Raw genomic sequence first — 25,952 nt, 5'->3', positions numbered from 1 at the left:
GGGTCGTTCCTGCAGGCTCCACTCCCGCGCCTAGCTGAACACCACGGTCTTGCGGCCGTGCACCAGCACGCGGTCTTCCAGGTGCCATCGCAGACCGCGGGAGAGCACCAGCTTCTCGATATCGCGGCCCTGGCGCACCATGTCGGTGACTTCGTCGGAGTGGTCGACGCGGATGACGTCCTGCTCGATGATCGGACCCGCGTCGAGCTCGGCGGTGACGTAGTGGCACGTCGCGCCGATCAGTTTGACGCCCCTTGCGAACGCCTGGTGGTACGGACGCGCGCCGACGAACGACGGCAGGAAGCTGTGGTGGATGTTGATCGCTCGGCCGGCCCAGTGCGCGCACAGTGATTCCGGCAGAACCTGCATGAAGCGCGCCAGCACCACCGCGTGCGGGTCGTAGGAATCGACGAGCGACCGCACCTCCTCGAAGGCGGGCCCCCGCTCGGCCGGATCCTTCGCGAACTCGACATGATGGAACGGAGTGCCGTGCGCGGCAGCAATCGGCTCGAGTGACTTGTGGTTGCCGATCACCGCGGAGATCTGGGCGGGCAGTTCGCCGCCCGCGGCGCGTCCGAGCAGGTCGTGCAAGCAATGCGCTTCCTTGCTGACGAGCAGCACCACGCGCTTGGGTTCGCCCGAATCGTGAAGCGCCCATTCGGTTTCCGGCCCCAGCTCGGCGGCCACCTCGGCGAACCGTGATCGCAGATCCTCGACGCTCATGCTGACCGACGACGCTCGTACGGCCTGCCGGGTGAAGAACCAACCGGTATCGGGATCGGCGTGATACGCAGCTTCGACGATCCATCCACCGACCTCGGCGAGGAAGGTCGAGATGCGGGCGACGATGCCCGTCTTGTCGGGGCAACCGAGCGACAGAACGTAGCGGCGATCCTCGGATACGGAAGAACTCATGCCGTCGATTCTCTCAGGGCGTGCGGACCCCGGTTGCCACCAGTGTCCCGAGATCGATCGAATCGATGCCGCGCTCGGCCAGCAGCGTCGTGAACTCGGCACGGATCTGCGCCCGAGTCGCATCGTCGAACGGTGTCAGCGCCCCGCGCATCGCGCTGCCCAGCACCAGATCCCACTCGAACGACTCCGTCGCAGGAACGTGGTTGGACAGCTCGACGACCCGGACGTCGGTAGCGCCCACGTCGGTGAGCCACCCACGCAGAAGATCCACGGTTTCCATCCGGCGGATCGGATGCTTGTCGTACCCGTCCTGCGCGAGGGGCCCGGCATGCTCGCTCGGCGGAGAATGCGCACCGATGACCTCGAAGAACGTGCCCGCGAACGCCTCGATCGCACCCTTGCGCCACACCGTCACTCCGACGCGACCACCGGGTCGAACCAACGAGACGAGTCGCGCAAAGTCCTGCGCGGGATGGGGCAAGAAGAAGATGCCGTACGAACAGGCCAGTGCGTCGTACCCGGCGTCGGGCACCGTCGACGGCGGCTCCCACACGGTGGCGTCGGCGACGACGAAGTCGATGTTGCGCAAGGCGCGGTCGGTAGCTTTCACACGGCCCACTTCCAACAGGTCGTCGGCGAGGTCGATGGCGTGCACGAGACCCTCGGGGCCGACGGCCGCCGCCGCAGGAATCGCCGACGCCCCGGTGCCGGAACACACGTCGAGAACCGCGTCGCCGGTGGCCAACTCGAGCGCGAAGGCGAGCGATTGCCCGGCCGGCCCCCAGACCTGCGGCGTCACCGCGTCGAACTCCCTGCTGGTGGCATTGAAGGTGGCGGCGAGCGAGGCTGCGGTCATGAAGAAAAATCGTAGACCGACAGGGCTCCCGACGGCAGAGCTGTGAAAAGCTGGAGGGCATGACACTCACCCGCGCTGCCCTCGCCGGAATGGTCGACCACACGCTGCTCAAGCCCGAAGCGACGACGGCCGACGTGGCCGCACTCATCGAGGAAGGCCGGGAGCTCGGAGTGCTCGCCGTCTGCGTCTCACCGTCGATGCTGCCGATTCGCGCCGAAGGAATGCTGACCGCCGTCGTCGCCGGATTCCCGTCGGGCAAGCATCATTCGTTGATCAAGGGATCCGAGGCGCGGCTCGCGGTGCAGCAGGGTGCCGACGAGGTCGACATGGTGATCGACGTCGGAGCGGCCATCGCGGGGGACTACAACGCGGTACTGGCAGACATCGTCACCGTCCGCGAGGGCATCTCCGGAAGCACTGTCCTGAAGGTCATCATCGAATCGGCGGCGCTGTCCGACGACGCGATCGTCGAGGTCTGTCGCGCCGCCGAGAAGGCCGGAGCCGACTTCGTCAAGACGTCCACCGGGTTCCACCCGGCCGGCGGCGCGAGCGTCGAGGCGGTGCGCTTGATGGCACAGACCGTCGGCGGGCGACTGGGCGTCAAGGCCAGCGGCGGCATCCGTACCACGGAGGCCGCCCTGGCCATGATCGACGCGGGCGCAACACGATTGGGGCTGTCGGGAACCCGCGCGGTGCTCGACGGATTGGGTTAGAGCGACTGCGTCGCATGTGAGTGGAACTTCGTAACCCGCTACGAAGTTCCACGCACATGGGGACGGGTTACGCGACGAGCGAGCAACCCTCGGGAGTCGGCTGATTCTGATCCTGCTGAGTCACCGGAATCGTGTACTGCCCGCCCTCGAGGGTGAGCTCGATGCCGCTGTCGGTGACGGTCAACGACGTCGGCGTCATGTCCAACGGGTACGCCTGCAGGCTGTCGGTCAGCACGCCGACGACGGAGTCGACCAGATCGGTCGGGATACCGAGGCCCAGAATCGATGCATCCACGGTCTGGAAGTCGACCCTGCCGTCCACAACCTGCGGCTCGACGGTGAGGTTCGCCAGAGCGCCGACCGCGAATTCGAGGGTGCCTGCCGACGCGTCCGAGGTGACGCCGGAGACGATCGCGCCGATGCCCTGACTCTGCAGGGTGCGCGTGATGCCGTCGGTGGACCACGCGATGTCGGCACTCGAACTGCCGATGGTGCCGCCGGAGTCGGCGGTCTGCGTCAGGTTCAGATCCCGTGCCTCGGCCTGCACGACCATGCCCTCGGCGGGGCCGAAGCGCGCGTCGTCGCTGTCGACGGTGACCGAGGAGACCTTCTTGTCCACCAACGACAGCAGCACCGGCTTGAGGCCGAGACCGACCTCCACCTGGCTGCCGAGCTCGGATTCGAGCTGGCCGGCGAGGCAGGATTTGATCTGCTGACGCACGAACAACTCGCCGCCGATGACGGCGACGAGGAGGACTACGACGACGGAGACTGCGATCAACGGCACGCTGCTGCGCTTGGCTGTGGATGACATTCCCGGCAGTCTTCCCGATGATTCTGAGCAAGCTCTGTGAAACTCGCCGAACCTGCGGCATCGGGTCGAAACTTTGTGACCTGTAACACATTGTGACGTAGGCTTGCGTCATGAGTACGACAGGACCGAGCGTGCACGAACTGCACTCGTTGGCCACTCGTCAGGACGGCTACTTCACGGCCGAGCAGGCCGGAGAGCTCGGCTTCGATCCGGCGATGGTGCGCGTCAACCTTGCCACGAACACGTGGACTCGCGTCGAGCGCAACCTGTTCCGTCTCGGCCAATGGCCACACAGCGAGCTCGAAGTGTTCGCGATGTGGTGTGCCTGGTTCGGCGGCGAGGCGGTGATCTCGCACCAGAGTGCGGCCGAGCTACACGGTTTCGGGCATCTGCACCCCCAATTCGTGCACGTCTGCGCCTTCGGCGACCTTCGACTGACCGACACCAGGCTCGCGGTGCATCGCCTCCGGCTCGAGCCGCGTGACGTCGAATCGGCAGGCACATTCAATCTCACCACCCCGGTGCGTACGGTGCTCGACCTCGCCGCGGGTGGCATCTCTCAGATCACCCTCGACGAGGTGGTGTGCGACGCCGTCGCGATCGGTCGGGTGGACCCGCAGGCGCTGTATTTCGAGGCAGGCAGCAGTACCGATCGAGTGGCCGAACGCGTCGAACTGGCACTGTCGGCCTGCACGTAGCCGCGAAATCGGGTGCAGCCGACCGCGCTCACCGCGGCCGGCTGCACCCGATTCACGCTGTCGGTGCGACTACCGACCAGGGCACCGTCAATACGTTGTCGCGCATGCGCCGGCGGGGGAGTGTGACCGGAAGACCCTGCTCGGCAAGCACTTTCAGGGCGGCGCGCCAGCGCAGTCGAGGCCCGAACGGGGCCAGCGGTGCCGACACCGACCACGCTCTGTCTGCCCGCTGAAGCAGATCGTGCACCAGCTCACCCTCGACGTTGCGGTGGATCAGTACCTTCGGGAGCCGCTCTGCGATGTCCGACGGCATCGCGACGTCGAACGGGTCCCACGCCAGCGTCAGTGATCGCGGGCCGTCGGCGTCGAGCAACACCCAGGCGCAGCGTCGACCGAGTTCGTCGCAGGTGCCGTCCACCAGCAGGCCGCCGGGTGCCAGGCCGGACAGAATGCGTTGCCACGCAGCCGGTACCGCGTCCTCGGGATATTGCCGCAGTACGTTGAACGCGCGCACCAGGTTCGGGCGCAAACCAGCCAACTCGAATCCGCCGCGGGCGAACTCCACGCCGTCACTCCCCGGAACGACGCGGGCGGGATCGATCTCGAGGCCCGTCACGCGAACATCGGGCCGGACGGTACGCAGTCGACCGGCGAGTTCGAGCGTGGTGTTGGGCATCGCGCCGTAGCCCAGATCGACGACGAGGGGATCCGGTGAGTCGAGCAGAACGCGTCGAACATCGGGGTTGTGCGTCAGCCATCGGTCGCTGCGACGCAACCGATTGATGCCGGTGGTGCCGCGGGTGATGACGCCTTCAGGTCTGTTCAGGGCTAGGCGTTCTTTTCGAGCCAGTCGGCAGTCACTTCGCCCTCGCCGCGCCACAGGTCGATCAGGTTGACCAGCATGAGCTGCTCGAGTTTGCCTCCGATGAACGGCAGGAAGACCTTGGCCTCGGAGGAGGTGCGCAGGGTCGAGCCGCCGTTGGTCGGGAACAGCGAGGTGGTGCCCTTGAGTGAGCCCGGTCCGGCCGGAATCGACGCGTCGTAGTGGCCCGCGGTGACTTCCTCGTAGGCGTCGAAGTGCACGTTGCGGGTGATCACCATGTCCTTCTTCATCACCGTCTGCGCGATGTCGGGCAGTTCGGTACGCGGGATGACGTGGTGCATCACGATGTCGATTCCAGCGTCGGACACCTCGAAGCTCTTCAGCTCGTTCTCCGAGTACTTACGCATCTCCTCGATGCGCGCATCCCAGTGATCGCGACTGGAGAGCGCTGCATAGACCTGCTGCGTCGAGTGGGTGAACCGGGCGGAGTAGTTCATTCGGCGAGCCATAGTGCGCCAGGTTACCCAGGAGTGGAGCCTGCGGAACGACCAGGTTGGGTCCGCAGGAGCGGAGCCTGCGGAGCGACCCGGTTGCTCAGTTCGTGTTCGCGGCGATCCAGTTGCCGGTGAAGTCCTGTTCGTTGTCGATGAGGGAGAGCACCTGCTCGCTGATCATCGCTTCGATCTTGCCGCCGAAGATCGGGACCTTGACCTCGGTGGTGCCTGCCAGTGCGACGATCGTCGTCTCGCCCACACCGTCGAGCGTGGTGGTGCCGGTGATACGGGCCGGTGCACCCTCGACGGTGGCTCCGAACATGCCGTCGGCGTGGGTGCCGTCGAACGGCCCCCAGCTCTCGGTGCGTTCGATGATGAGGTTGCCCTTCTTGAAGGCGGTCACCGCGGAGGGCAACTCCTCTTCGGGGACCGACTGGGTCATGACGACGTCGATGGTGCCGTCGCCGACGGCGACGCTCTTCAAGCTGGCACCGGGGCCGCCGATCTGCTCGATGCGGTCCTTCCAGTACTGCTCTGACGTCAGTGCGGCATGGACCTTGTCGGCGGAGGCGGGCACAGTCGAGCTGTGCTCAATGGGGCGAGGCATCCCCGCAGGTTACCGGGTGACTGAAGACGTTCGTGCGCGACCGGTAGCGTGAGAGTCCGTGCCTACTGCAATTTCGGAGCTCACCACCATTCGAGTGGGCGGCCCGGCCCGTGAATTCTGTGTCGCGACGACGGGTGACGAGTTGGTTTCGCTGGTGCGCGACGCGGATCGGGCCGGAACCGACGTGCTGGTCGTCGGCGGTGGATCCAACCTGGTCGTCGGCGACGACGGGTTCGACGGCCGGGTGATTCAGGTGACCGGCTCGCGGCTGGACATCGAGGGCGAGATCGTCACGGTCGATGCAGGCGTGGAGTGGGATGTCGTCGTACAAGCGACGATCGATGCCGGGCTGTCCGGTATGGAAGCGCTGTCGGGGATTCCCGGAACGACGGGCGCGACGCCCATTCAGAACGTCGGCGCGTACGGCGCGTCGACGTCGGAGCTGTTGCACGGTCTCACCGTCTACGACCGTGAGACCGAGGAGACGGCGGTGTGGACGCCGGAGCAGTGCGGTTTCGGTACGCACCGGTCGTCGGTGTTCAAGCGGTCCTCCCGCTACGTGATTCTGGACGTGACGTTTGCGCTGAAGAAGACGACCGAGTCGCTCCCGGTGCGCTACGCGGCGTTGTCGGAGCGTCTCGACGTGCAGATCGGCGACGTCGTACCGGTGCCGGACGTCCGCGCAGCCGTACTGGCTCTGCGGGGCGAGCGCGGCATGGTGCTCGACGCGGCCGATCACGACACGTGGAGCGTGGGGTCCTTCTTCCTCAACCCGGTGTTGCCGGAGGTGCCGGAGCAGGCGACCCACGCGCCGAGCTTTCCCGACCCTGCCGGTACCAAGATCCCGGCTGCCTGGCTGATTCAGAACGCGGGCTTCCCGCGCGGTTACGGCACCGAATTCGGCCGCGGGACCGCAGCTCTGTCCTCCAAACACGTACTGGCCATCACGAACCGGGGCGGGGCGACCGCGTCGGACATCATGGCACTTGCCGCGCACGTGCGAGACGGGGTGCAGGAGAAGTTCGGCGTCACGCTCACGCCCGAATGTGACCTCGTCAACTGCGCGCTGGGTTAGAGCTACTCGAAACGGCGCATACGATGGAGCTTTGCGCGTCCAGCTCGTAGGAGGTAAATCAGTGCAGGTCACCAGCGTGGGACATGCGGGATTCCATATTCGGACCGAAGCCGGGAGCATCCTGTGCGATCCGTGGGTGAACCCGTCTTTCTACGCGTCGTGGTTCCCGTTCCCCGACAACTCGGCCCTTGACTGGGACGCTCTGGGTGATTGCGAATACCTCTACGTCTCGCACCTGCACAAGGACCACTTCGATCCGAAGAACCTGGCCGAGCACGTCAACAAGGACGCCACGGTGCTGCTGCCGGACTACCCGGTGCTCGATCTCAAGCACGAGCTGGAGAAGCTCGGCTTTCACAAGTTCTACGAGACGACGGACTCGGTCAAGCACACGATCTCCGGTCCCAAGGGCGATCTGGACATCATGATCATCGCGCTGCGAGCACCCGCAGACGGTCCCATCGGCGACTCGGGTCTGGTCGTCTCGGACGGCAAGACCGTCGCGTTCAACATGAACGACGCCAGGCCGGTGGACCTGGACGTCATGACCGAGAATTTCGGTCCCGTGGACGTGCACATGCTGCAGTACTCGGGTGCGATCTGGTACCCGATGGTCTACGACATGGTCTCGCGCGCCAAGAAGAACTTCGGTATCCAGAAGCGTCAGCGTCAGATGGATCGGGCGCGTCAGTACATCGAGCAGGTCGGCTCGACGTGGGTCATCCCGTCGGCAGGCCCGCCGTGTTTCCTCGACGACGAGCTGCGCTCGCTCAACGACGTCTACGGCGATCCGGCCAACGTGTTCCCGGATCAGATGGTCTTTCTCGAGCAGATGCGACTGCACGGGCACGACAAGGGCCTGCTGATGATGCCGGGCACCGCCGCAACGTTCGACGGTTCCGAGCTCCTCTCGCACGAGCACCCGATCCCCACCGCCGAGGCCGAGGCCATCTTCACCACCGGCAAGGCCGACTACATCGAGGCCTACGCCCAGCGTCAGGCGTCGGTCATCGCGGCCGAGAAAGCCGGCTGGGCTCCGGCCGCGGGCGAGCCACTGCTCGAGCCGATGCGGGGCCTGTTCGAGCCGATCATGGCGCAGACGGATCTGATCTGCGACGGCATCGGCTACCCCGTCGGAATCACGATGGGCGACGAAACCGTCGTGCTCGACTTCCCGAAAAGAATCGTGCGCGAACCGATCTCGAACGAGAAGTTCCGCTACAGCTTCACCATCCCGCCGGAACTCGTCCGCACCGCCATACGTGACCAGGAGCCGGACTGGGTCAACTCGATCTTCCTGTCCACCCGCTTCCGTGCTCGACGCGTCGGCGGCTACAACGAATTCCTCTACACGTTCTTCAAGTGCCTCACCGACGAGCGCATCGCCTACGCCGACGGCTGGTTCTCCGAGGCGCACGACGACACCGCCACGATCACGATGGGCGGCTACGAGATCCAACGTCGCTGCCCACACCTGAAGGCGGACCTGACGAAGTTCGGCATCGTCGAGGGAAACAAGCTCACCTGCAATCTGCACGGGTGGGACTGGAGCCTCGATTCCGGCCGCTGCCTCACCTCCAAAGGTCACGAATTGCGCACGCGCAAACTCTGAGTCACTCCGCAGGCTCCACTCCTGCAGCTGTGAGACTGCCCCCAAAAATCGGGGTAGTTCGCAGACGCAGGTACGTTGGACAACGTGCATGAGCAGGTAGAACAGACAAAACGGACGCGCGCGGTGTGGTTGATCGTCGTGCTCGTCGCCCTGGTGGCACTCGTGGCAGGCTGCACCGTCGGATCGGGCTCGGGCGGCTCGGGTGCCGCAGCCCCCACCACCGAGGCAGCGCCCGTCGCACAGGTCACCGAGAACCCGGTCGCAGGTGCCGTCGACGTCAGTCCCGTCGCGCCGATCTCGGTCTCGGTGGCCGACGGAACGCTCACCGAGGTCGCGTTGACCAACCCCGACGGCAAGGTAGTCCAGGGCGCGCTCTCGCCGGACAAGACCTCGTACGCCATCACCGAACCCCTTGGCTACGGCGTCGAGTACACCTGGTCCGGCTCGGCGCTGGGCAGCGACGACAAGATCGTCGACATCGCCGGTGCCTTCACCACCGTCGAACCGGACAGTCGCACCTCGGTGAGCACCAACATCGGCGACGGCCAGGAAGTGGGCATCGCCGCGCCGATCATCCTGCAGTTCGACTCCGCGATCGCGGACAAGGCCGCCGTCGAGAAGGCATTGACGGTGACCACGAACCCGCCGACTCCCGGCGCATGGGCCTGGTTCCCCGACGACAACGGCTCACGCATCCACTGGCGGCCCACCGACTACTGGGCTCCCGGCACGACGGTCTCGGTGAACGCCGACCTCTACGGCGTGAACTACGGCGACGGCGCGTACGGGGCCGACGACGTCACCCTCAACTTCAGCATCGGACGCAGTCAGATCGTCGTCGCCGACGCCACCAGCCACCGCATGCAGGTGGTCCGCGACGGCCAGACGATCATGGACATTCCCGTCAGCTACGGCGAGGGCAACGAGGACCGCAACGTCACCCGCAGCGGCATCCACGTCGTCACCGAGAAGCACGAGGACTTCCTGATGTCCAATCCGCCGTTCTACGAGAACGTCCGCGAACGCTGGGCGGTGCGCATTTCCAACAACGGTGAATTCATCCACGCCAACCCGCTGACCACCGGTGTGCAGGGCGCATCGAACGTCACCAACGGCTGCATCAACCTCTCCGACGCCGACGCCCAGGAGTACTTCCAGACGGCGATGTACGGCGACCCCGTCGAGGTCACCGGAACTCGCATCGACCTCTCGGCAGCCGACGGCGACCTGTACGACTGGGCCATCGACTGGCCGACGTGGGAGTCGATGAGTGCGGTGTGAGCGCTACGCGCATGTGCACGGAAATTCGTAGTCCACTACGAATTTCCGTGCACATGCGGCGAAGCCGCTACTTGCGGGAGAAGCGCCCCGGACCGGCCTGATCACGTGGCTTGATGATGATCTGGTCGAGGTTGACGTGCGACGGGCGCGACGCGACGAAGCCGATGACCTCGGCGATATCGCTCGCCACCAGCGGCGTGATGCCCTGGTAGACCGCGTCGGCCTTGTCTGCGTCGCCGTCGAACCGGACGAGCGAGAACTCGGTTTCGACGGCACCCGGCGCAACCTCGGTCAACCGCACCGGCTTGCCGAGCAGTTCGCCGCGTAGCGTCCGATGCAGCACTGCCTGAGCGTGTTTGGCGGAGGTGTAGCCCGATCCGTTGTCGTAGGCCTCGAACGCCGCGACGGAGGTGATGGTGACGATCAGGCCGTCACCGGAGTCGATCAGCTTGGGCAGCAACGACTTCGTCACCCGCAATGTACCGAGCACGTTGGTCTCCCACATCCAGCGCCAGTCGTCGAGGTCGGCGTCGATCACCGGGGCCAAGCCCTTCGCGCCACCGGCGTTGTTGATCAACACATCGACGCGGGGAATGACGGCGGTGAATGCGGCCACCGAATCCTCGTCCGTCACATCGAGTTCCAGCGCGGTGCCACCGATCTCCGACGCCAACTCCTCCAGCCGGTCGAGGCGGCGGGCACCGATCACGACGTGGAATCCGTCGGCGGCGAGTTGGCGGGCGGTGGCCGCGCCGATGCCGGTACTCGCTCCGGTGACGACGGCGATTCGGGTATCGGGAGAAATGTGTTCGGACGAGGTCATGGCGAAATTCTATGTCGGGCGCATCGCATGCTCGCCGGGGCCCGATTGGACATCGGACGGGTGGGTGCTAATTTTGGTTCCATGTCCGCCGGCGATACCACCGCGATGCGGGTCACCTATGTGACCGCATCACTCGGTTCTCGCTTGCCGCTTCCTCGGGAACTGTGTTGTCCCGGCCAAGGAATCTGTCTCTAGCCTCTTCGAGCTTCAGGCAGTCGATTCGCGTGCCGTGGCCCCTTCGTGGCCACCGCACCCACCCTTGACCTGCACCACTTCTCCCTTTCTTCGCTGTTCGTCCGCGGTGAAAGGCCTGCACCTGCTGAGGATCTTCGACGGATGTCTGTCACCACGCTGCACCACACCCGATCTGCCGCGCTGCGATCGCGTCTCCAACTCGTCCCACCCGATCTGCGGATCGCCGACGGCCCCGCCGCGTCGGTGCTTCGGGTGGCCTGCGTCGAAGGCCCGATCTCACGCGAGCGTGCTGCTCGCGCAACAGGATCGAGTATCGCAACGGTCAACCGTCAGGTGTCTGCCCTGCTCGGTGTCGGGTTGCTCCGCGAGCGCGCAGACCTGGTGGCACCGGGGGCGATCGGACGTCCCCGAGTACCGTTCGAGATCAACCACGAACCGTTCTCGACCATCGGCATCCACATCGGAGCCATCGTCACGGGCATCGTCGTCAGCGATCTGCGTGGACGGATCCTCGGTGCCGTCGAGATCCCCACACCCGCTGGATCTTCGGAGGCAGCGCTGGCCTCCGTCACCCGCAGCGCCGGTGCCTTCGCCGGACGTTGGCATCGCCGCACCCCACTGTGGGTCGGGGTAGCGATCGGCGGACGCGTCGACACCGCGAGCGGCACGGTGGACCATCCGCGGCTGGGGTGGGAGAACGGACGCGTCGGCGGCATCATCGGCGGCGGACTGGGGCTACCGATCTCGGTCTCCGGGCACGTCGACGCGATGGCGGCCGCCGAGTTGCTCCTCGCGCCGCGCCTGTCGGACAGTGCTGCTGCGCCGAGCAACAGTGGAACCTCGCTGTACTTCTACACACGCGAGACGGCGGGCATGGCGCTGACCATCGACGGCCGCGTGCACACCCCCGCGAGCGGTCCTGGCTCCATCGCGCACCTACCCACCGGATCGTCGGCGCTGTGCGGCTGCGGCGCTCGAGGATGCCTCGAGGCCTCCGTCAGCGATCGAGCGGTGGTCGCTGCTGCCGTGGCGCGTAACATCGTTGCCCCGCAGCCCCGCCCGAGCGTCGCCGCTGTGTACCGGGCGGCACAGGGTGGTTCGGGGGCGGCGCGGGAACTACTCGTCGAGCGGGCGCAGATTCTGGGTCGGACAGTGGCGCTGCTGCGCGACATGTTCAATCCGGACCGCGTCGTACTCGGAGGCCAGGCGTTCACCGCGTACCCGGCCGGAATTCCGCATGTGGGTCAGGCCTTCGCGGCTCATTCGACATTGCCGCGCACAGATATTCGGGTCACCGGCTTCGGCGACCGAGTGCAAGAACACGCCGCGACGGTGGTCTCGCTCAGCGCTCTGTACGCCGATCCGCTCGCCTCGATGCGCAGGGCCGCGGCGTAGGTTGATCCGACATGAGCAGCCTCGATACGACAACCCCCGCAGCAGGACCGGTTCGCCAGGCCACCGGCGTCGACGGAGCCAACATCGTCTACCGCGTCACCGGTGACCCTGCGGCGCGGCCCCTGATCCTGCTGCACGGGTGGGCGCAGAGCTCGGCGTGCTGGGGCGAGGGACTGCTGGCCGAGCTGGCGGAGCGCTACCGCGTTCTCGCCGTCGATCTCCGCGGACACGGCTACTCCGACGCCCCGGCGGCCGGTTACGACGATCCGAAAATCTGGGCGGGCGATGTCGACGCGGTGCTCGCCGCCGAGGGCATCACCGCCGACGCGGTGCTGCTGGGGTGGTCGTACGGCGGACTGGTGATCTGCGACTACCTCGCCGAACACGGCACGGGCGCGGTGGCGGGCATCGTGCTCGTCGGTGCGATCACCAGCATCGGCAGGGGAGAGGCAGGCGGCCGCGTCGGGACGGCCATGCGTGCGGCGATCCCCGGTGCGATGGCCGAGGAGCCCCGCGTCGCGATCAAGGCACTCGGAAGTTTCGGGCACGCGCTGACCGGGCCGACGGAAGGTAAGGGCACGGAGGCACAGGCGTTGTTCGGGTTGACGCTGGCCACGCGGCCACGGGTTCGTGCTGCCCTGTTCGATCGCGCAATCGGGCACGACGACCTGCTGCGCAGCCTGGACATCCCGGCGTTCGTGCTGCACGGAACCGAGGACACCGTCGTCGACGTCTCTGCCGGACGGCACGCCGCGGAGCTCATTCCCACGGCCGTCGCGTCGTACTGGGAAGGCGTCGACCACGGCCCGTTCGTGGCCGACCCGCAGCGATTCTTCACCGAGGTGTCCGAATTCGTCGACGGCCTCGATGGGTGACGAGCCGGGCCGTGAGATGGGGTAGTTATCGAGACGTAATGTGGAGGCGTGCACACTGAAGAAGTGACTGGACGCCAGCTGAACAGGGTCGCTGTGTTGTCCTTGCATACCTCCCCGCTGGCGCAGCCGGGAACGGGCGATGCGGGCGGCATGAACGTCTACGTGCTGCAGAGCGCGAAAGAGCTGGCCAAGCGGGGCGTGGAGGTCGAGATCTTCACGCGCGCGACGGCGTCCACCGACGCTCCCGTCGTAGAGGCAGCTCCCGGCGTGCTGGTGCGCAACATTGTCGCCGGCCCGTTCGAGGGGTTGGACAAGCACGACCTGCCCACTCAGTTGTGCGCATTCGCAGCCGGGGTGCTGCGCGAGGAAGCTCGGCACGAACCCGGCTACTACGACCTGGTGCACTCGCACTACTGGCTCTCGGGTCAGGTCGGCTGGCTGGCACGCGATCGCTGGGGAGTGCCGCTGGTGCACACCGCGCACACGCTCGCTGCCGTCAAGAACGCGTCTCTGGCGCAGGGCGACTCGCCCGAGCCCGCCGCGCGTCAGATCGGTGAGCAGCAAGTGGTGGCCGAGGCGGACCGGCTGATCGCCAACACCACCGAGGAAGCGAAGTCTCTCGTCGAGATCTACGGGGCGCAGCAGAGTTCGATCGACGTGGTTGCGCCGGGAGCCGATCTGGCGCAATACAATCCGGGAGACAAGCGCGCGGCGCGTGCCGAACTGGGGTTGAATCCCGACGAGTCGATCGTGGCCTTCGTCGGACGTATCCAACCGCTCAAGGCCCCCGATGTGCTGATCGCCGCGGCTGCCGAAGTGCTGCAGCGCAATCCGACGACTCCACTGCGCGTCCTCATCGTCGGCGGGCCGTCGGGCAGCGGATTGGACCGACCCGACAGCCTCATCGATCTGGCCGAGGGCCTGGGAATCACCCCGCACGTGACGTTCATGCCGCCGCAACCGTCGGCGCGCCTCGCGCAGGTCTACCGCGCCGCGGACATCGTCGCCGTGCCGAGCTACAACGAATCGTTCGGCCTGGTCGCGATCGAAGCCCAGGCCTGCGGAACTCCGGTCCTGGCCGCCGACGTCGGCGGACTCGGCGTGGCGGTGCGATCGGGCGAGACCGGACGGCTGGTGCAGGGCCACCGCACCGAGGATTGGGCGGATGCTCTCGCGGGCATGTTCTCGGATCGAGCTGCATTGGCCGACATGGCGACCGCTGCACCGCGGCATGCCCGCAACTTCTCGTGGGAGCACACCGCCGACGGGCTCATCGAGAGCTACCGGCAGGCGAAGTTTCACTTCGATCGAGGCGAGGGGCCGAGCGAGTTCTCTCCGCGACGCGTCCGAGGATTGTCGAAACTACGCAGATCAGGAGCTGTGACTGCATGAGCGAGACCGCCGAACTGATCGACCGGGCACTGAAGGAACGCGAGCTGGACTACACCCGGCGCGGCGACGTGTTCACCGTCGAACTGCCGGGGGAACGCAAGCTCAAGACGACGACGATGCTGACCGTCGGGCATCACGGAGTCCGCATCGAGGCGTTCGTCTGCCGCAAGCCCGACGAGAACTTCGAGGGCGTCTACAAGTACCTGCTGCGACGCAACCGTCGCCTCTACGGGGTTCACTACACGATCGACAAGGTCGGGGACATCTACCTCGTGGGCCGAATGTCGTTGCACGCCGTCAACGGTGACGAACTCGATCGCGTCCTGGGGCAGACACTGGAGGCCGCCGACGGCGACTTCAACGTGCTGCTCGAATTGGGATTCGCCGAGTCCATCAAACGCGAATGGGCGTGGCGCGTCTCGCGCGGCGAATCGTTGGCGAACCTGAAGGCATTCGAGCACCTGGTGGACAAGCGGGAAGCGTAACTCGCTCGAAATGGGTCGGAGCGGCTGTCGGTAACGTCCGGTTCCTAGCCTGAAGCAATGACCAGGCCAGAGGACGCTCGCCCACCGGTGCTACAGATGTTCGGCTACGGCCTGCAACACATTCTCTCGATGTTCGGTGGCGTCATCGCCGTTCCCATCATCGTCGGGGGAGCTGCCGGACTCTCCGGGGCCGATCAGGCTCTGTTGATCTCGTGCGCGCTGTTCGTCAGCGGCGTGGCAACTGTGTTGCAAACGATCGGCGTCCCGTTCTTCGGCTCGCAACTGCCGTTGGTGCAGGGCATTTCGTTTGCGTCGGTGTCGACGGTTCTCACGATCATCGGCAGTGCCGAGGACGGACGGACCGGACTGCGCACCGTGCTCGGTGCCGTTCTGGTGGCCGCGCTGATCGGTTTGGCGATCGCCCCGTTCTTCTCGAAGATCGTTCGGTTCTTCCCGCCGTTGGTGACCGGATGCATCATCACCGTCATCGGGCTGTCGTTGATGCCGGTGGCGGCACGCTGGATCACCGGCCAGGAGATGGTGGGCGGTGCGCCGAACCCGAACTATCTGGACCCCGGCAACATCGGGCTGGCGATGTTCACCCTCCTCGCCGTGCTGGTGATGACCAAGATCCCCGGGCTGTCGCGGTTGTCGATCCTGCTCGGACTGGTCGTCGGCACCATCGCGGCACTGATCGTCGGCAAGACCGACTTCGGCGGCGTCGCCGACGCGTCCGTGGTGGCCGTCCCGACACCCTTCGCCTTCGGGTCACCGATATTCGCCGTCGGCGCGATCGTGTCGATGACCATCGTCATCCTGGTGATCATGGTCGAGACCACCGCCGACATCCTCGCCGTCGGCGAAGTGGTCGGAACCGACGTCGACTCCAAGCGTGTCGGTGACGGCCTGCGTGCCGACATGGTGTCCTCCGCCGTCGCCCCGATCTTCAACACCTTCCCGGCCACGGCCTTCGCCCAGAACGTCGGCCTGGTCGCGATGACCGGCATCAAGAGCCGCTTCGTCGTCGCGGTGGGCGGCGGCGTGCTTGCGCTACTGGGCCTTTCACCGATCCTCGCGGCCGTCGTCGGGGTCGTCCCGCTTCCGGTTCTCGGCGGTGCGGGAATCGCACTGTTCGGAACCGTCGCCGCCAGCGGTATCCGCACCCTCGGCAAAGTGGACTACGACAACAACACCAACGTCGTTATCGTGGCGGTGACCTTGGCGTTCGGCCTCATACCTGTTGTCGCGAGCGACTTCTGGGACGAATTCCCGGACTGGTTCGTGACGATCTTCCACTCCGGAATCAGTGCCGCCAGCATCGTCGCGGTGGTGCTCAACGTATTCTTCAACGTAGTCAAGCCCGGTACGCCATCGAACCCATCGGTGGTGGCAGCGGGCCCCGCAGTGATGGTGCGTGAGGACGAAGCGAAGGTGCTCGGCGAAGGCGGAACCTTGCCCCACAAGGCTGTGCCCGAAGAGGCTGTGCCCGACAAGGCTGTGCCCGACAAGGATGCCTGAGTGAAATCCTGCGCGCCCCCGCGCGCACGAGTACCGTCCCGGACCAGAAGAAACACATCTAAATTGGAGGACATCTTGTCATTCGTCACCCGCACGAGCACGCGGAAGGCAGCACTCGGCGGCGTCGCGTCGCTCGGTGCCATCGCCCTGATCGCAGGCTGTGGATCTGCTCCCGAAGACGAAGGATCGGGCGGAGGCGGATCGAGTGACTTCCTGCCCTGCATGGTCTCCGACAGTGGCGGATTCGACGACAAGTCGTTCAACCAGCTCGGATTCGAGGGATTGACCGAGGCCTCCGAAGAGCTCGGCGTCGAGCCACGCACCGTGGAGTCCGCATCGCCGACCGACTACGGCCCCAACATCAACAACCTCGTCGATCAGGGCTGCAACCTCATCGTCACCGTCGGATTCGATCTGGCCGACGCCACCAAGGTGGCCGCCGAGGCCAACTCCGACATCGACTTCGCGATCATCGACGACTCCTCGATCGACCTGCCGAACGTCAAACCGCTGACCTACGACGCGTCGCAGTCCGCATTCCTCGCCGGCTACGCGGCCGCGAGCTACAGCACCACCGGTGTGGTCGGCACGTTCGGTGGATCGCAGCTGCCGACCGTCACCATCTTCATGGACGGCTTCGCCGACGGCGTGAACTACTTCAACGAGCAGAAGGGCGAGGAAGTCCGCGTCATCGGTTGGGACGTGCCCTCGCAGAACGGCTCGTTCACCGGTGGATTCACCGCGAACGAGGTCGCGAAGAACACCGCCCAGGGTCTGATCGACCAGAACGCGGACGTCATCTTCCCGGTCGGCGGTCCCATCTATCAGAGTGCGGCACAGGCCATTCGCGACTCCTCGCGTCCCGTCGCGCTCATCGGTGCCGACGCCGACGTCTTCGAATCCGACCCCTCGGTCGGTGACCTGTTGCTCACCTCGGTGACCAAGGGCCTCAAGACCAGCGTCGACGAGGTCGTCGCCAACTCCGGTGCCGATGCGTTCGACAACACTCCCTACGTGGGCACGCTCGAGAACGACGGAGTCGGTATCGCACCGTTCCACGATTTCGAGTCCGAGGTCGACCCCGCACTGCAGGGCGAGCTGGACACGATCAAGGCCGGCATCATCGACGGGTCCATCACCGTCGAGTCGCCGTCTGCACCCAAGTAGTTCATGAAGCTCGAACTTCGCGGAATCACCAAACGATTCGGTTCGTTGATCGCCAACGACCATATCGATCTGAGCGTCGAATCCGGCGAGATCCACTGCCTCCTCGGCGAGAACGGTGCAGGCAAGTCCACGTTGATGAACGTGCTCAGTGGCCTGTATCGCGCCGAGGAGGGCCAGATCCTGCTCGACGACGTCGAGCAGAACTTCGCCGGACCGGGCGAGGCCATGACCGCCGGAATCGGCATGGTGCATCAGCACTTCATGCTGATTCCGGTGTTCACCGTGGCCGAGAACATCGTGCTCGGTAACGAAACCACCTCGCTCGGTGGACGACTCGACCTCGTGGCAGCGCGGAAGCTGGTGCGCGAGATCTCCGCGAGGTTCGGCTTCGATCTCGATCCCGATGCCCTCGTCGACGATCTTCCCGTCGGCGTGCAGCAGCGGGTCGAGATCGTCAAAGCACTCTCTCGTGAGGCGAAGGTGCTCGTGTTCGACGAGCCCACCGCCGTCCTGACGCCGCAGGAAACCGACGATCTGATGCGGATCATGCGGGAACTCGCGGCGTCGGGCACCACGATTGTGTTCATCACCCACAAGCTGCGCGAAGTGCGCGAAGTAGCCGACAAGATCACCGTCATCCGGCTCGGCAAGGTCGTCGGCGAAGCGAAGCCGACCGCCAGCAACACCGAGCTCGCTGCGTTGATGGTGGGACGAGATGTGCAGCTGACCGTTTCGAAGGACCCGGCCACGCCCGGTGCTGCGGCGTTGGTGGTCGAGAACCTGTCGGTGTTCGACGCCCAGGGCAACAAGACCGTCGACGACGTCAGCCTCGAGGTCGCGGCGGGAGAGATCCTTGCCATCGCCGGGGTGCAGGGCAACGGTCAGACCGAATTGGTCGAAGCCCTACTCGGGTTGCAGGGCAACGTAACCGGCACGATCAGCCTCGACGGCAATTCGCTCGTCGGGGCGACGGTGCAGGACGTGCTCGACGCAGGCGTCGGTTTTGTGCCCGAGGATCGCACCGTCGACGGCCTGGTGGGCGAGTTCTCCATCGCCGAGAACCTCATGCTCGATCGCTCCAACAGCATGCCGTTCGTGCGGCGCGGCGCGGTGCAACGTGAGTATCTCAGTCAGTTCGCGGCGGAGAAGCTCAGTGAATTCGACGTTCGCGCACCAGGGATCGGCACCGCGGTCGGACGGTTGTCCGGCGGCAACCAGCAGAAGGTGGTGCTCGCGCGAGAACTGAGCCGTGATCTGCGGCTGTTCGTCGCTGCGCAGCCGACTCGCGGAATCGACGTCGGGTCCATCGAATTCGTGCACAAGCGCATCGTCGCCACCCGGGATTCGGGGATCCCGGTCATCGTGGTGTCGAGCGAACTGGATGAGGTGGCCGCACTGGCCGACCGCATCGCCGTCATGTATCGAGGAGCAATCGTGGGAATCGTCCCCGGGGATACGTCCCGCGAAACACTCGGATTGATGATGGGCGGTGAGCGCGGTGAGTGAGGCCCAGCAGCCCTCGAAATCTCATGTCGTGTTGCGGCAGATCTTCACCGGAAGCGCCATCATCTCGGTTCTCGCGGTACTGCTCGCGCTGATCGTCGGTGCGGTGCTCATCGCAGCCACCAACTCGGGCGTGCAGGAATCGGCCGGGTACTTCTTCTCCCGTCCCTCGGACATGTTGACGGCGATCTGGGATTCCGTTGCCGGGGCGTACTCCTCGTTGTTCCAGGGTTCGGTGTACAACTTCCGTCGCCCCGGATTCGAGAACGGCATCAGGCCGTTGATGGAGACGCTGACGTTCGCGACCCCGCTGATCGTCGCGGGACTCGGTGTGGCACTGGCCTTTCGCGTCGGTATGTTCAACATCGGTGGTCGCGGTCAGATGCTGATCGCCGCAGCATGCGCAGGCTGGGTCGGTTTCGGGGTGAACCTGCCGGCCGGCATTCACCTGCTGGTCGCCGTTCTCGCCGGTGTCCTCGGCGGCGCGGTGTGGGGTGGCATCGCCGGATTCCTCAAGGCGCGCACCGGCGCTCACGAGGTAATCGTCACCATCATGCTCAACTACATCGCGTTCTATCTCGTCGCGTATCTGCTGCGTACCCCCGGCGCGCTGCAGGCACCGGGATCGAACAATCCCAAGACCGCGCCCATCGCGTCGACTGCGGTGTTTCCCAAGCTCTTCGGTGACCGCTACAGCCTGCACCTCGGATTCGTGCTGGTGATCTTCGTGACGATCGCGGTGTGGTGGCTGCTCGAGCGATCGAGTCTCGGATTCCGCTTCCGCGCCGTCGGCGAGAATCCACACGCGTCGCGCGTCGCAGGCATGAACGTCAACCGGATCTACCTGTACGCGATGATCCTCTCGGGTGCCCTGGTCGGCTTGGCCGGAGTGGCGCAGGTGCTGGGCACCGTCACCACCGGCTTCAGTGCCGACATCGATGCCGGCATCGGATTCGACGCCATCACCGTCGCGTTGCTCGGCCGATCGAAACCGTGGGGTGTGTTCTTCGCGGGAATCCTGTTCGGCGCGTTCAAGGCCGGCGGGTTCGCCATGCAGGCAGCCGAAGGCGTACCCATCGACATCGTGCTCGTCGTGCAGTCGGTGATCGTGCTGTTCATCGCTGCGCCGCCCCTGGTCCGAGCCGTGTTCCGATTGCCCAAACCCGGTGAAGAGAAACTCGCGAAGGCCGAGACCGCGAAGGTGGGTGCACTGTGACCACCTCCGTCGACGCCCCCGCCGGGGCGGTACTCGGTCGCAGCTGGAAGGCCCCGTCGATTCTCGGGGTCGCGACACTGCTCGCTCTGGTGCTGTTCGTCGTCAACAAGGGCTCGGGGACAAGCACATTCGCGCTGGCGTCGGAGGACGACTTCTTCGCGCTGCCTGCTGTGGGTGTGCCGTCGTACGGCACCGGTCTCGTCGTGGTCGTACTGCTGGCCGTCGTCACCGCTTACTCGTCGCTGCTGGCCTCGCAGTACCGCTCGACGCCCCTGTGGCTGTCGGCAGTGTTCGCCGTGCTGTTCGTGTTCGGATTCCTGGCCTGGGCGGCGGACGGCGAAACCATCCCCGTTCCCGGGTTGCTCATCGGGGCAGTCGCGCTGAGCACCCCGTTGATCTTCGGAGCCATGGGCGGCGTGATCTCCGAACGCGTCGGCGTCATCAACATCGCCATCGAAGGACAGTTGCTCGCGGGTGCTTTCGTCAGCGCCGTCGTCGCGTCGATCACCGGCTCCGCCTACGTCGCGCTTCTCGCCGCCCTGGTCGCGGGCGCGTTGACAGCGTCCCTGTTGGCGGTGTTCTCGATCCGCTACTTCGTCAATCAGGTCATTGTCGGTGTGGTGCTCAACGTGCTGGTCGTCGGACTGACGAGCTTCCTGTATTCGGTGGTGCTCACCAAGAACGCCGAGACGCTGAACTCACCACCGCGCTTCGCGCGCATCGACATTCCGGTGCTCTCGCAGATTCCGATTCTCGGTCCGGTGCTGTTCCGGCAGACGCTGATCGTGTACCTGATGTACATCGCCGTCGCGCTCGTGTTCTTCGGACTGTTCCACACCAAGTGGGGTCTGCGACTGCGTGCCGTGGGCGAGCATCCGCAAGCTGCCGACACCGTCGGAATCAACGTCGCCCGCACGCGATTCTGGAACGTCTGCCTCGCCGGTGCCATCGCCGGACTCGGTGGCGCGTACTTCACGCTCGGCTCGGTCGGAGCGTTCGGCAAGGAGATGACGGCCGGTGCCGGCTACATCGCTCTCGCCGCCGTGATCTTCGGTCGCTGGGATCCGGTACGCGCGACGCTGGCCGCGCTGCTCTTCGGATTCGCGTCGAATCTGCAGAACGTGCTGGGCATCATCGGGTCTCCGGTCCCCAGTGAGTTCATGCTGATGTTGCCGTACGTGGTGACCATTTTCGCCGTTGCGGGCCTGGTGGGCCACGTCCGAGGGCCGGCCGCGGCGGGCAAACCGTATGCGTCCCGAAGTTAGCGCCCGCGCTACCTGACTCACCGGTAGGGTCGCTGTCCGTTGTGACCGCTTTCACTGTAGGGTTCGGTCATTGTTGCCGCAGTTTTTCGAAGGAGAGCCATGAGCTTCCGCAGTCCCTTTCCCGATGTCGAGATTCCCGAACTCAGCGTCTACGACTTCCTGTTCGGCTCCATCGCCGAGTCCGACCTCGACAAGCCTGCACTGATCGACGGCACCTCGGGTGACGTCACCACCTACAAGACGCTGATCGGTCAGATCGACGCGATCGCAGGTGCTCTGGCTGCGCGTGGACTCGAGGTCGGTGACGTCGTCGGACTCCACTCGCCGAACGTGCCCGCGTTCGCGTCCGTGCTGCACGGCATCCTGCGCGCAGGCGGAACCGCCACGACGATCAACGCGCTGTACACCGCCGAGGACATCGCCAAGCAGCTCACCGGCTCGGGCGCGAAGTTCCTGTTCACCGTCTCGCCGCTGTACCCGCAGGCCAAGGCAGCCGCGGAGAAGGTCGGCATCGACGCCGATCACGTGATCGTGCTCGACGGTGCCGAGGGCCACCCCAACCTGCGCGATCTGCTCACCCAGGGTGCGCCTGCCCCCGAGGTCTCGTTCGATCCGGCCACGCACGTCGCAGTGCTGCCGTACTCGTCCGGCACGACGGGTGTGCCGAAGGGCGTCATCCTCACCCACCGCAACCTCGTCGCGAACGTGGCACAGATGGAACCGCGCGTGGGTATCGACAGCGACGACGCCATTCTGGCGCTGCTGCCGTTCTTCCACATCTACGGCCTGACCGTGCTGCTCAACATCGCTCTGAAGCTGCGTGCGCACCTGGTGACGATGCCGAAGTTCGATCTCGTCGAATTCCTGCGGATCATTCAGGATCAGAAGCTGACCTACCTGTTCATCGCACCGCCGGTGGCCGTCGCGCTCGCCAAGCATCCGATGATCGACGAATACGACCTGTCCAGCGTGCACACCGTCTTCTCGGGTGCCGCACCGTTGGACGAGGAACTGGGCAAGGCCGTCGCCAAGCGTCTGAACACACGGGTGCGTCAGGGCTACGGCATGAGCGAGCTCAGCCCCGTCAGCCACGCCATCCCGTTCGATCGCGACGACATGCGGCTCAGCTCGGTCGGCCAGCCGCTGGCGAACACCGAGAACAAGCTCGTCGACCCGGGTACCGGCAACGAGATCGACCTGCCCACAGAGGGATTGAGCGAGCCGGGCGAGCTGTGGGTCAAGGGACCGAACGTGATGGTCGGGTACCTGAACAACCCCACCGCCACCGCGGAAACCCTGGACTCCGACGGTTACCTGCACACCGGCGACATCGCCGTCGTCGATCCCGAGGGTGTCGTCTACATCGTCGACCGCCTCAAGGAACTGATCAAGTACAAGGGGTACCAGGTGCCCCCGGCCGAGCTCGAAGCACTGCTGCTCACGCACGAAGAGGTCGCCGACGCCGCCGTCATCGGTGTGCTCGACGACGAGGGCGAGGAAATCCCCAAGGCATTCGTCGTCCGCCAGCAGGGTGCCACCATCGACGAGGAAGGCATCATCGCCTTCGTCGCCGAGCGCGTGTCGCCGCACAAGAAGGTGCGACGCGTCGAGTTCATCGACATCGTGCCGAAGTCTGCAGCGGGCAAGATTCTGCGTAAGGACCTGCGGGCCGCGGAGACCGGAAAGTAACACTCCGTTTGCACGACAACACCCCGTCCCACACTGAGTGGGGCGGGGTGTTTTTCGTGTGCGGTTCGGGAACCTCACACCCTTTTTCCCGACCGCGCGGCCTTGATCAGAGGCGAATACGGGCGCGCGGTCGACAGTGGGGGTGTGAGGTTCCTGTGCACATCGGCGGTCAGCCGCGCTGCCCACCACGACACGGAGCCCGAATCGGAGTGGACTCAGCTGTGGGGAGTAGGTCCGAACCTCACAGCTGGTGTCCCGACCGTGTCAGAAGGGCTGGCTCATCGCGTGGTGTCGAATGGCGCTGGCGTACTTCTCCAGGGTGATCAACGGTGGCCGGTCGACGAGTGAGAGCGGTGCGACGGTCGTAGAGAGTTGATTTCCGGCTGTTGCGAACGTGGTGAATCCGGCACCCGAGTCGTGCAGGCCCAACCGCGAGAACATCGTGGCGATGATCTGGCGGCTCATGACAGCAAGTTCGGAGGTCGGCCGGTTTCGGTGCCGACGGGTCCCGAGGCCGATCTGTCCGATCGCGGCCGCGCCGAGGCGGTGGTAGGTGTCCAGTAGCAGACCGATTTCGACACCGTAGCCGGGGGCGAACCGGAGGGATTCCAACAGTTGCCTGCTAGCGGCGTATTCGCCGCCCAGCGGTTGGAACACTCCCGCGAGTTCCGGAACCAGCGCGGTCAACAGGGGCCGCACCGTCAGCTGAGTGACTCGGCCGCCACCGTCCTCGTCGGTGCTGTCGCCGATCGTCAGTGGACGGCGGTAGAACCCCTTCACCAGCTCGATGTCCTCTGTCATCAGCAACGGGCCGACCAACGCGGGAACGAAGTGCGAACCCGGCTCCACCAGATCGGAATCCACGAACACCACGATGTCGCCCGAGGTGGCCGCCACTCCTCGCCACAGGACTTCACCCTTGCCGCGAACGACGGGTACGCCCGGGAGCGCCTCCTCCCTGGACACCACGGTGGCACCGGCGCTGCGCGCTCGTTGCGCTGTGCGATCGGACGACCCCGAATCCAGTACGACCAACTCGTCGATCAGGCTGCCCAGATGCGGAGTCATCGACGAGATGACGCAGGCGACGGTGTCCTCCTCGTCGAGCGCCGGAAGCACCACGGATACCGTCCGACCACGCTTGGCCCGAACGAGGTCCGCGAGCGGCCACGGAGGTCGGACCCAGGTGGCGGCAAGGGCGGGTGTGCCGACAGCGTCGAATCGGTTCATCGAGTTTCCTTCGTTGTCGCGCGATACGTCACGGATTCAGCGGGTGCCCGTCGGCAGGTCCATGGATGGCGCGATCACCGACCACGCGTCGTGCAGATCCTGTTCCCAGTAGCCCCATGAGTGGGTTCCGGTGGGTCGAAAGTTGTAGGTGGCCGCGATGTTCAGCTCCTGTAACCGTTGCTGCATCTGGCGGGAACAGTTGTCCGTGGTCGCCTCGATGACCGCGCCGACGGCCAGCTGCTGCGCGAGCTTGCCGTAGTCGCTGCCGATGCCGGGGCCACCGGGCACGTCGAATGCGCCCGGAGCTCCCGTTCCGCTCGATATGTAGACGGCGATGCCGCGCAGTCCCTCTGCATGGACGTAGGGGTCGTTGGCCGCCCAGCCGTCACTGCCGGGAGGCCCCCACATGTTCGTGGTCGATCCACCGCCGCGGGCTTCGACAACGGATCTGACATACATCGCACCGACCGGGTCGCTGGTGCGCGCGCAACCGCTGAACGAGGAGACCGAGCGGTACACCGAAGGATGAGCGATCGCGAGCTGAAGTACCGACGTTCCGGCCATCGAGATACCGGCGACCGAATTGACACCGTTGCCGTCGAGCAGCGTGTTCATCAGTGGTGGAAGTTCGAGACCGAGAAACGTGGACCACTTGTTTCGGCCCAGAACCGGGTCGTCTCGCAACCAGTCGGTGTAGTAGCTGGCGGCACCACCCCGCGGCACCACGACGTTGACGTTCTTGGCTCCGAAGAATCCGGCGATGTCGGTCTGATCGAACCAACTGCTTCCGCCGTCTCCGCCGGCGGCACCGTTGAGCAGGTAGAGGGTGGGCGCACCGGACGCGTCTGCCCGGAACACGTCGATGGTGATCTCGCGGTCCATCGCCGCGGAGTGAACCTGCACGACGTCGCGGCGCACACCGGCGCTGTCGACGGCGACGATCGACGACTCCGGGCCTGCCGTGGCCACAGTGGCTGAGCCCGACATGAGCACGACGACGGTCACGAGCACGCCGAGAGTCGACACCGTCGCCTGACGAAGGCGAAATCGACTGCGCATCAACCGTTCCTGACATCGAGGGAGCAGCGCCCAGCACGGGATACGGCGGGCGCGATGTGTCACCGACGGTAGAGCGAATCACTGCGATCGACAACAATGCTGACGATCCTTCATTTCTGACACAGATATCTCGCGAATTGTTGTCGATTTTCCAGAATGCCCGTCGACGGGGTTTCTTCGATTCGGCTCGAATGATGCACTGACTCCTCCGACGCACTTCACCGTGTCGGATCGCTCTGTCTCCTTCGAAAG

The 25,952-nt window shown here is 65.5% G+C and carries 24 protein-coding genes; 15 read left to right on the top strand and 9 right to left on the bottom strand.

Annotation, left to right across the window (positions count from 1 at the left end; genetic code table 11):
• Positions 1-30 precede the first annotated feature (30 nt).
• On the bottom strand, positions 31-915 hold the full coding sequence (gene purU, locus MTX35_RS19185) for a formyltetrahydrofolate deformylase (RefSeq protein WP_243596478.1): 885 nt from the start codon (positions 913-915) through the stop codon (positions 31-33).
• 13 nt (positions 916-928) lie between these two features.
• Complete coding sequence (locus MTX35_RS19180; protein WP_243596477.1) at positions 929-1,771, bottom strand: class I SAM-dependent methyltransferase; 843 nt, start codon at positions 1,769-1,771, stop codon at positions 929-931.
• Positions 1,772-1,830: 59 nt separating this feature from the next.
• Between MTX35_RS19180 and deoC the strand changes: the two genes are divergently transcribed.
• Entirely contained in the window at positions 1,831-2,484 is a 654-nt protein-coding gene (gene deoC / locus MTX35_RS19175; protein ID WP_374230331.1) for a deoxyribose-phosphate aldolase, read from the top strand.
• A 67-nt stretch (positions 2,485-2,551) separates the two neighbouring features.
• Here deoC and MTX35_RS19170 read toward each other — a convergent pair whose 3' ends face one another.
• Positions 2,552-3,298, bottom strand: a complete 747-nt coding sequence (locus MTX35_RS19170; protein WP_243596476.1) for a DUF2993 domain-containing protein — start codon at positions 3,296-3,298, stop codon at positions 2,552-2,554.
• A gap of 110 nt (positions 3,299-3,408) precedes the next feature.
• On the opposite strand from MTX35_RS19170, the gene MTX35_RS19165 reads away from it, so the two are divergent.
• Positions 3,409-3,996, top strand: a complete 588-nt coding sequence (locus MTX35_RS19165; RefSeq protein ID WP_243596475.1) for a hypothetical protein — start codon at positions 3,409-3,411, stop codon at positions 3,994-3,996.
• Between the two features lie 52 nt (positions 3,997-4,048).
• Here MTX35_RS19165 and MTX35_RS19160 read toward each other — a convergent pair whose 3' ends face one another.
• From MTX35_RS19160 to MTX35_RS19150, 3 genes are all read right to left on the bottom strand, one after another.
• Positions 4,049-4,822, bottom strand: a complete 774-nt coding sequence (locus tag MTX35_RS19160) for a class I SAM-dependent methyltransferase (protein ID WP_374230333.1) — start codon at positions 4,820-4,822, stop codon at positions 4,049-4,051.
• Between the two features lie 2 nt (positions 4,823-4,824).
• Positions 4,825-5,328, bottom strand: a complete 504-nt coding sequence (locus MTX35_RS19155) for a DUF2505 domain-containing protein (protein WP_032380350.1) — start codon at positions 5,326-5,328, stop codon at positions 4,825-4,827.
• An 85-nt stretch (positions 5,329-5,413) separates the two neighbouring features.
• Entirely contained in the window at positions 5,414-5,920 is a 507-nt protein-coding gene (locus MTX35_RS19150) for a DUF2505 domain-containing protein (RefSeq protein ID WP_243596474.1), read from the bottom strand.
• Positions 5,921-5,978: 58 nt separating this feature from the next.
• Between MTX35_RS19150 and MTX35_RS19145 the strand changes: the two genes are divergently transcribed.
• The 3 genes from MTX35_RS19145 (at position 5,979) to MTX35_RS19135 (ending at position 9,888) form a co-directional block, all read left to right on the top strand.
• The gene (locus MTX35_RS19145) at positions 5,979-6,995 is read left to right on the top strand and encodes a UDP-N-acetylmuramate dehydrogenase (protein WP_243596473.1); all 1,017 of its coding nucleotides are present in this window, start codon (positions 5,979-5,981) and stop codon (positions 6,993-6,995) included.
• Between the two features lie 61 nt (positions 6,996-7,056).
• Positions 7,057-8,607, top strand: coding sequence for an MBL fold metallo-hydrolase (locus MTX35_RS19140; protein ID WP_243596472.1), 1,551 nt, complete (start codon positions 7,057-7,059; stop codon positions 8,605-8,607).
• An 84-nt stretch (positions 8,608-8,691) separates the two neighbouring features.
• Positions 8,692-9,888 carry an Ig-like domain-containing protein gene (locus MTX35_RS19135; protein WP_243596471.1) on the top strand — a complete coding sequence of 399 codons (1,197 nt, stop codon included), beginning with the start codon at positions 8,692-8,694 and terminating at the stop codon, positions 9,886-9,888.
• Between the two features lie 67 nt (positions 9,889-9,955).
• On the opposite strand, the gene MTX35_RS19130 is transcribed toward MTX35_RS19135, so the two are convergent.
• A complete protein-coding gene (locus MTX35_RS19130; protein WP_243596470.1) occupies positions 9,956-10,711 on the bottom strand; it encodes an SDR family NAD(P)-dependent oxidoreductase in 756 nt (251 codons plus the stop codon).
• A 336-nt stretch (positions 10,712-11,047) separates the two neighbouring features.
• On the opposite strand from MTX35_RS19130, the gene MTX35_RS19125 reads away from it, so the two are divergent.
• The 10 genes from MTX35_RS19125 (at position 11,048) to MTX35_RS19080 (ending at position 23,411) form a co-directional block, all read left to right on the top strand.
• Positions 11,048-12,301, top strand: coding sequence for an ROK family protein (locus tag MTX35_RS19125; protein WP_243596469.1), 1,254 nt, complete (start codon positions 11,048-11,050; stop codon positions 12,299-12,301).
• 11 nt (positions 12,302-12,312) lie between these two features.
• Entirely contained in the window at positions 12,313-13,176 is an 864-nt protein-coding gene (locus MTX35_RS19120) for an alpha/beta fold hydrolase (protein ID WP_243596468.1), read from the top strand.
• A gap of 63 nt (positions 13,177-13,239) precedes the next feature.
• Positions 13,240-14,568 carry a D-inositol-3-phosphate glycosyltransferase gene (mshA, locus tag MTX35_RS19115; RefSeq protein ID WP_243596467.1) on the top strand — a complete coding sequence of 443 codons (1,329 nt, stop codon included), beginning with the start codon at positions 13,240-13,242 and terminating at the stop codon, positions 14,566-14,568.
• Positions 14,565-15,053 carry a YbjN domain-containing protein gene (locus tag MTX35_RS19110; RefSeq protein ID WP_243596466.1) on the top strand — a complete coding sequence of 163 codons (489 nt, stop codon included), beginning with the start codon at positions 14,565-14,567 and terminating at the stop codon, positions 15,051-15,053. Before mshA ends, MTX35_RS19110 begins: the two co-directional genes overlap by 4 nt.
• A gap of 57 nt (positions 15,054-15,110) precedes the next feature.
• A complete protein-coding gene (locus MTX35_RS19105; protein WP_243596465.1) occupies positions 15,111-16,571 on the top strand; it encodes a nucleobase:cation symporter-2 family protein in 1,461 nt (486 codons plus the stop codon).
• Between the two features lie 75 nt (positions 16,572-16,646).
• Positions 16,647-17,738 (top strand): BMP family protein, encoded by a 1,092-nt coding sequence (locus MTX35_RS19100; protein ID WP_243596464.1) that lies wholly within the window; start codon positions 16,647-16,649, stop codon positions 17,736-17,738.
• A gap of 3 nt (positions 17,739-17,741) precedes the next feature.
• Complete coding sequence (locus MTX35_RS19095; RefSeq protein ID WP_243596463.1) at positions 17,742-19,244, top strand: ABC transporter ATP-binding protein; 1,503 nt, start codon at positions 17,742-17,744, stop codon at positions 19,242-19,244.
• On the top strand, positions 19,237-20,457 hold the full coding sequence (locus tag MTX35_RS19090; RefSeq protein WP_243596462.1) for an ABC transporter permease: 1,221 nt from the start codon (positions 19,237-19,239) through the stop codon (positions 20,455-20,457). The genes MTX35_RS19095 and MTX35_RS19090 overlap by 8 nt, the downstream gene beginning before the upstream one ends.
• Entirely contained in the window at positions 20,454-21,722 is a 1,269-nt protein-coding gene (locus MTX35_RS19085) for an ABC transporter permease (protein WP_243596461.1), read from the top strand. The genes MTX35_RS19090 and MTX35_RS19085 overlap by 4 nt, the downstream gene beginning before the upstream one ends.
• Before the next feature lie 99 nt (positions 21,723-21,821).
• Positions 21,822-23,411: an AMP-binding protein gene (locus tag MTX35_RS19080; protein WP_243596460.1), complete on the top strand. Its 1,590-nt coding sequence runs from the start codon at positions 21,822-21,824 to the stop codon at positions 23,409-23,411.
• Between the two features lie 264 nt (positions 23,412-23,675).
• Here MTX35_RS19080 and MTX35_RS19075 read toward each other — a convergent pair whose 3' ends face one another.
• Both MTX35_RS19075 and MTX35_RS19070 read right to left on the bottom strand, forming a co-directional pair.
• On the bottom strand, positions 23,676-24,641 hold the full coding sequence (locus MTX35_RS19075; RefSeq protein ID WP_243596459.1) for a glucosyl-3-phosphoglycerate synthase: 966 nt from the start codon (positions 24,639-24,641) through the stop codon (positions 23,676-23,678).
• Positions 24,642-24,677: 36 nt separating this feature from the next.
• Positions 24,678-25,700, bottom strand: a complete 1,023-nt coding sequence (locus MTX35_RS19070; RefSeq protein ID WP_243596458.1) for an alpha/beta hydrolase family protein — start codon at positions 25,698-25,700, stop codon at positions 24,678-24,680.
• Between the last annotated feature and the right edge of the window lie 252 nt (positions 25,701-25,952).

The organism is Rhodococcus sp. ARC_M12 (assembly GCF_022810385.1).
Taxonomy (GTDB): Bacteria; Actinomycetota; Actinomycetes; order Mycobacteriales; family Mycobacteriaceae; genus Rhodococcoides; species Rhodococcoides navarretei.
The sequence above is the reverse complement of the archived record's forward strand: the minus strand, read 5'-3'. Positions and strand labels throughout refer to the sequence as shown.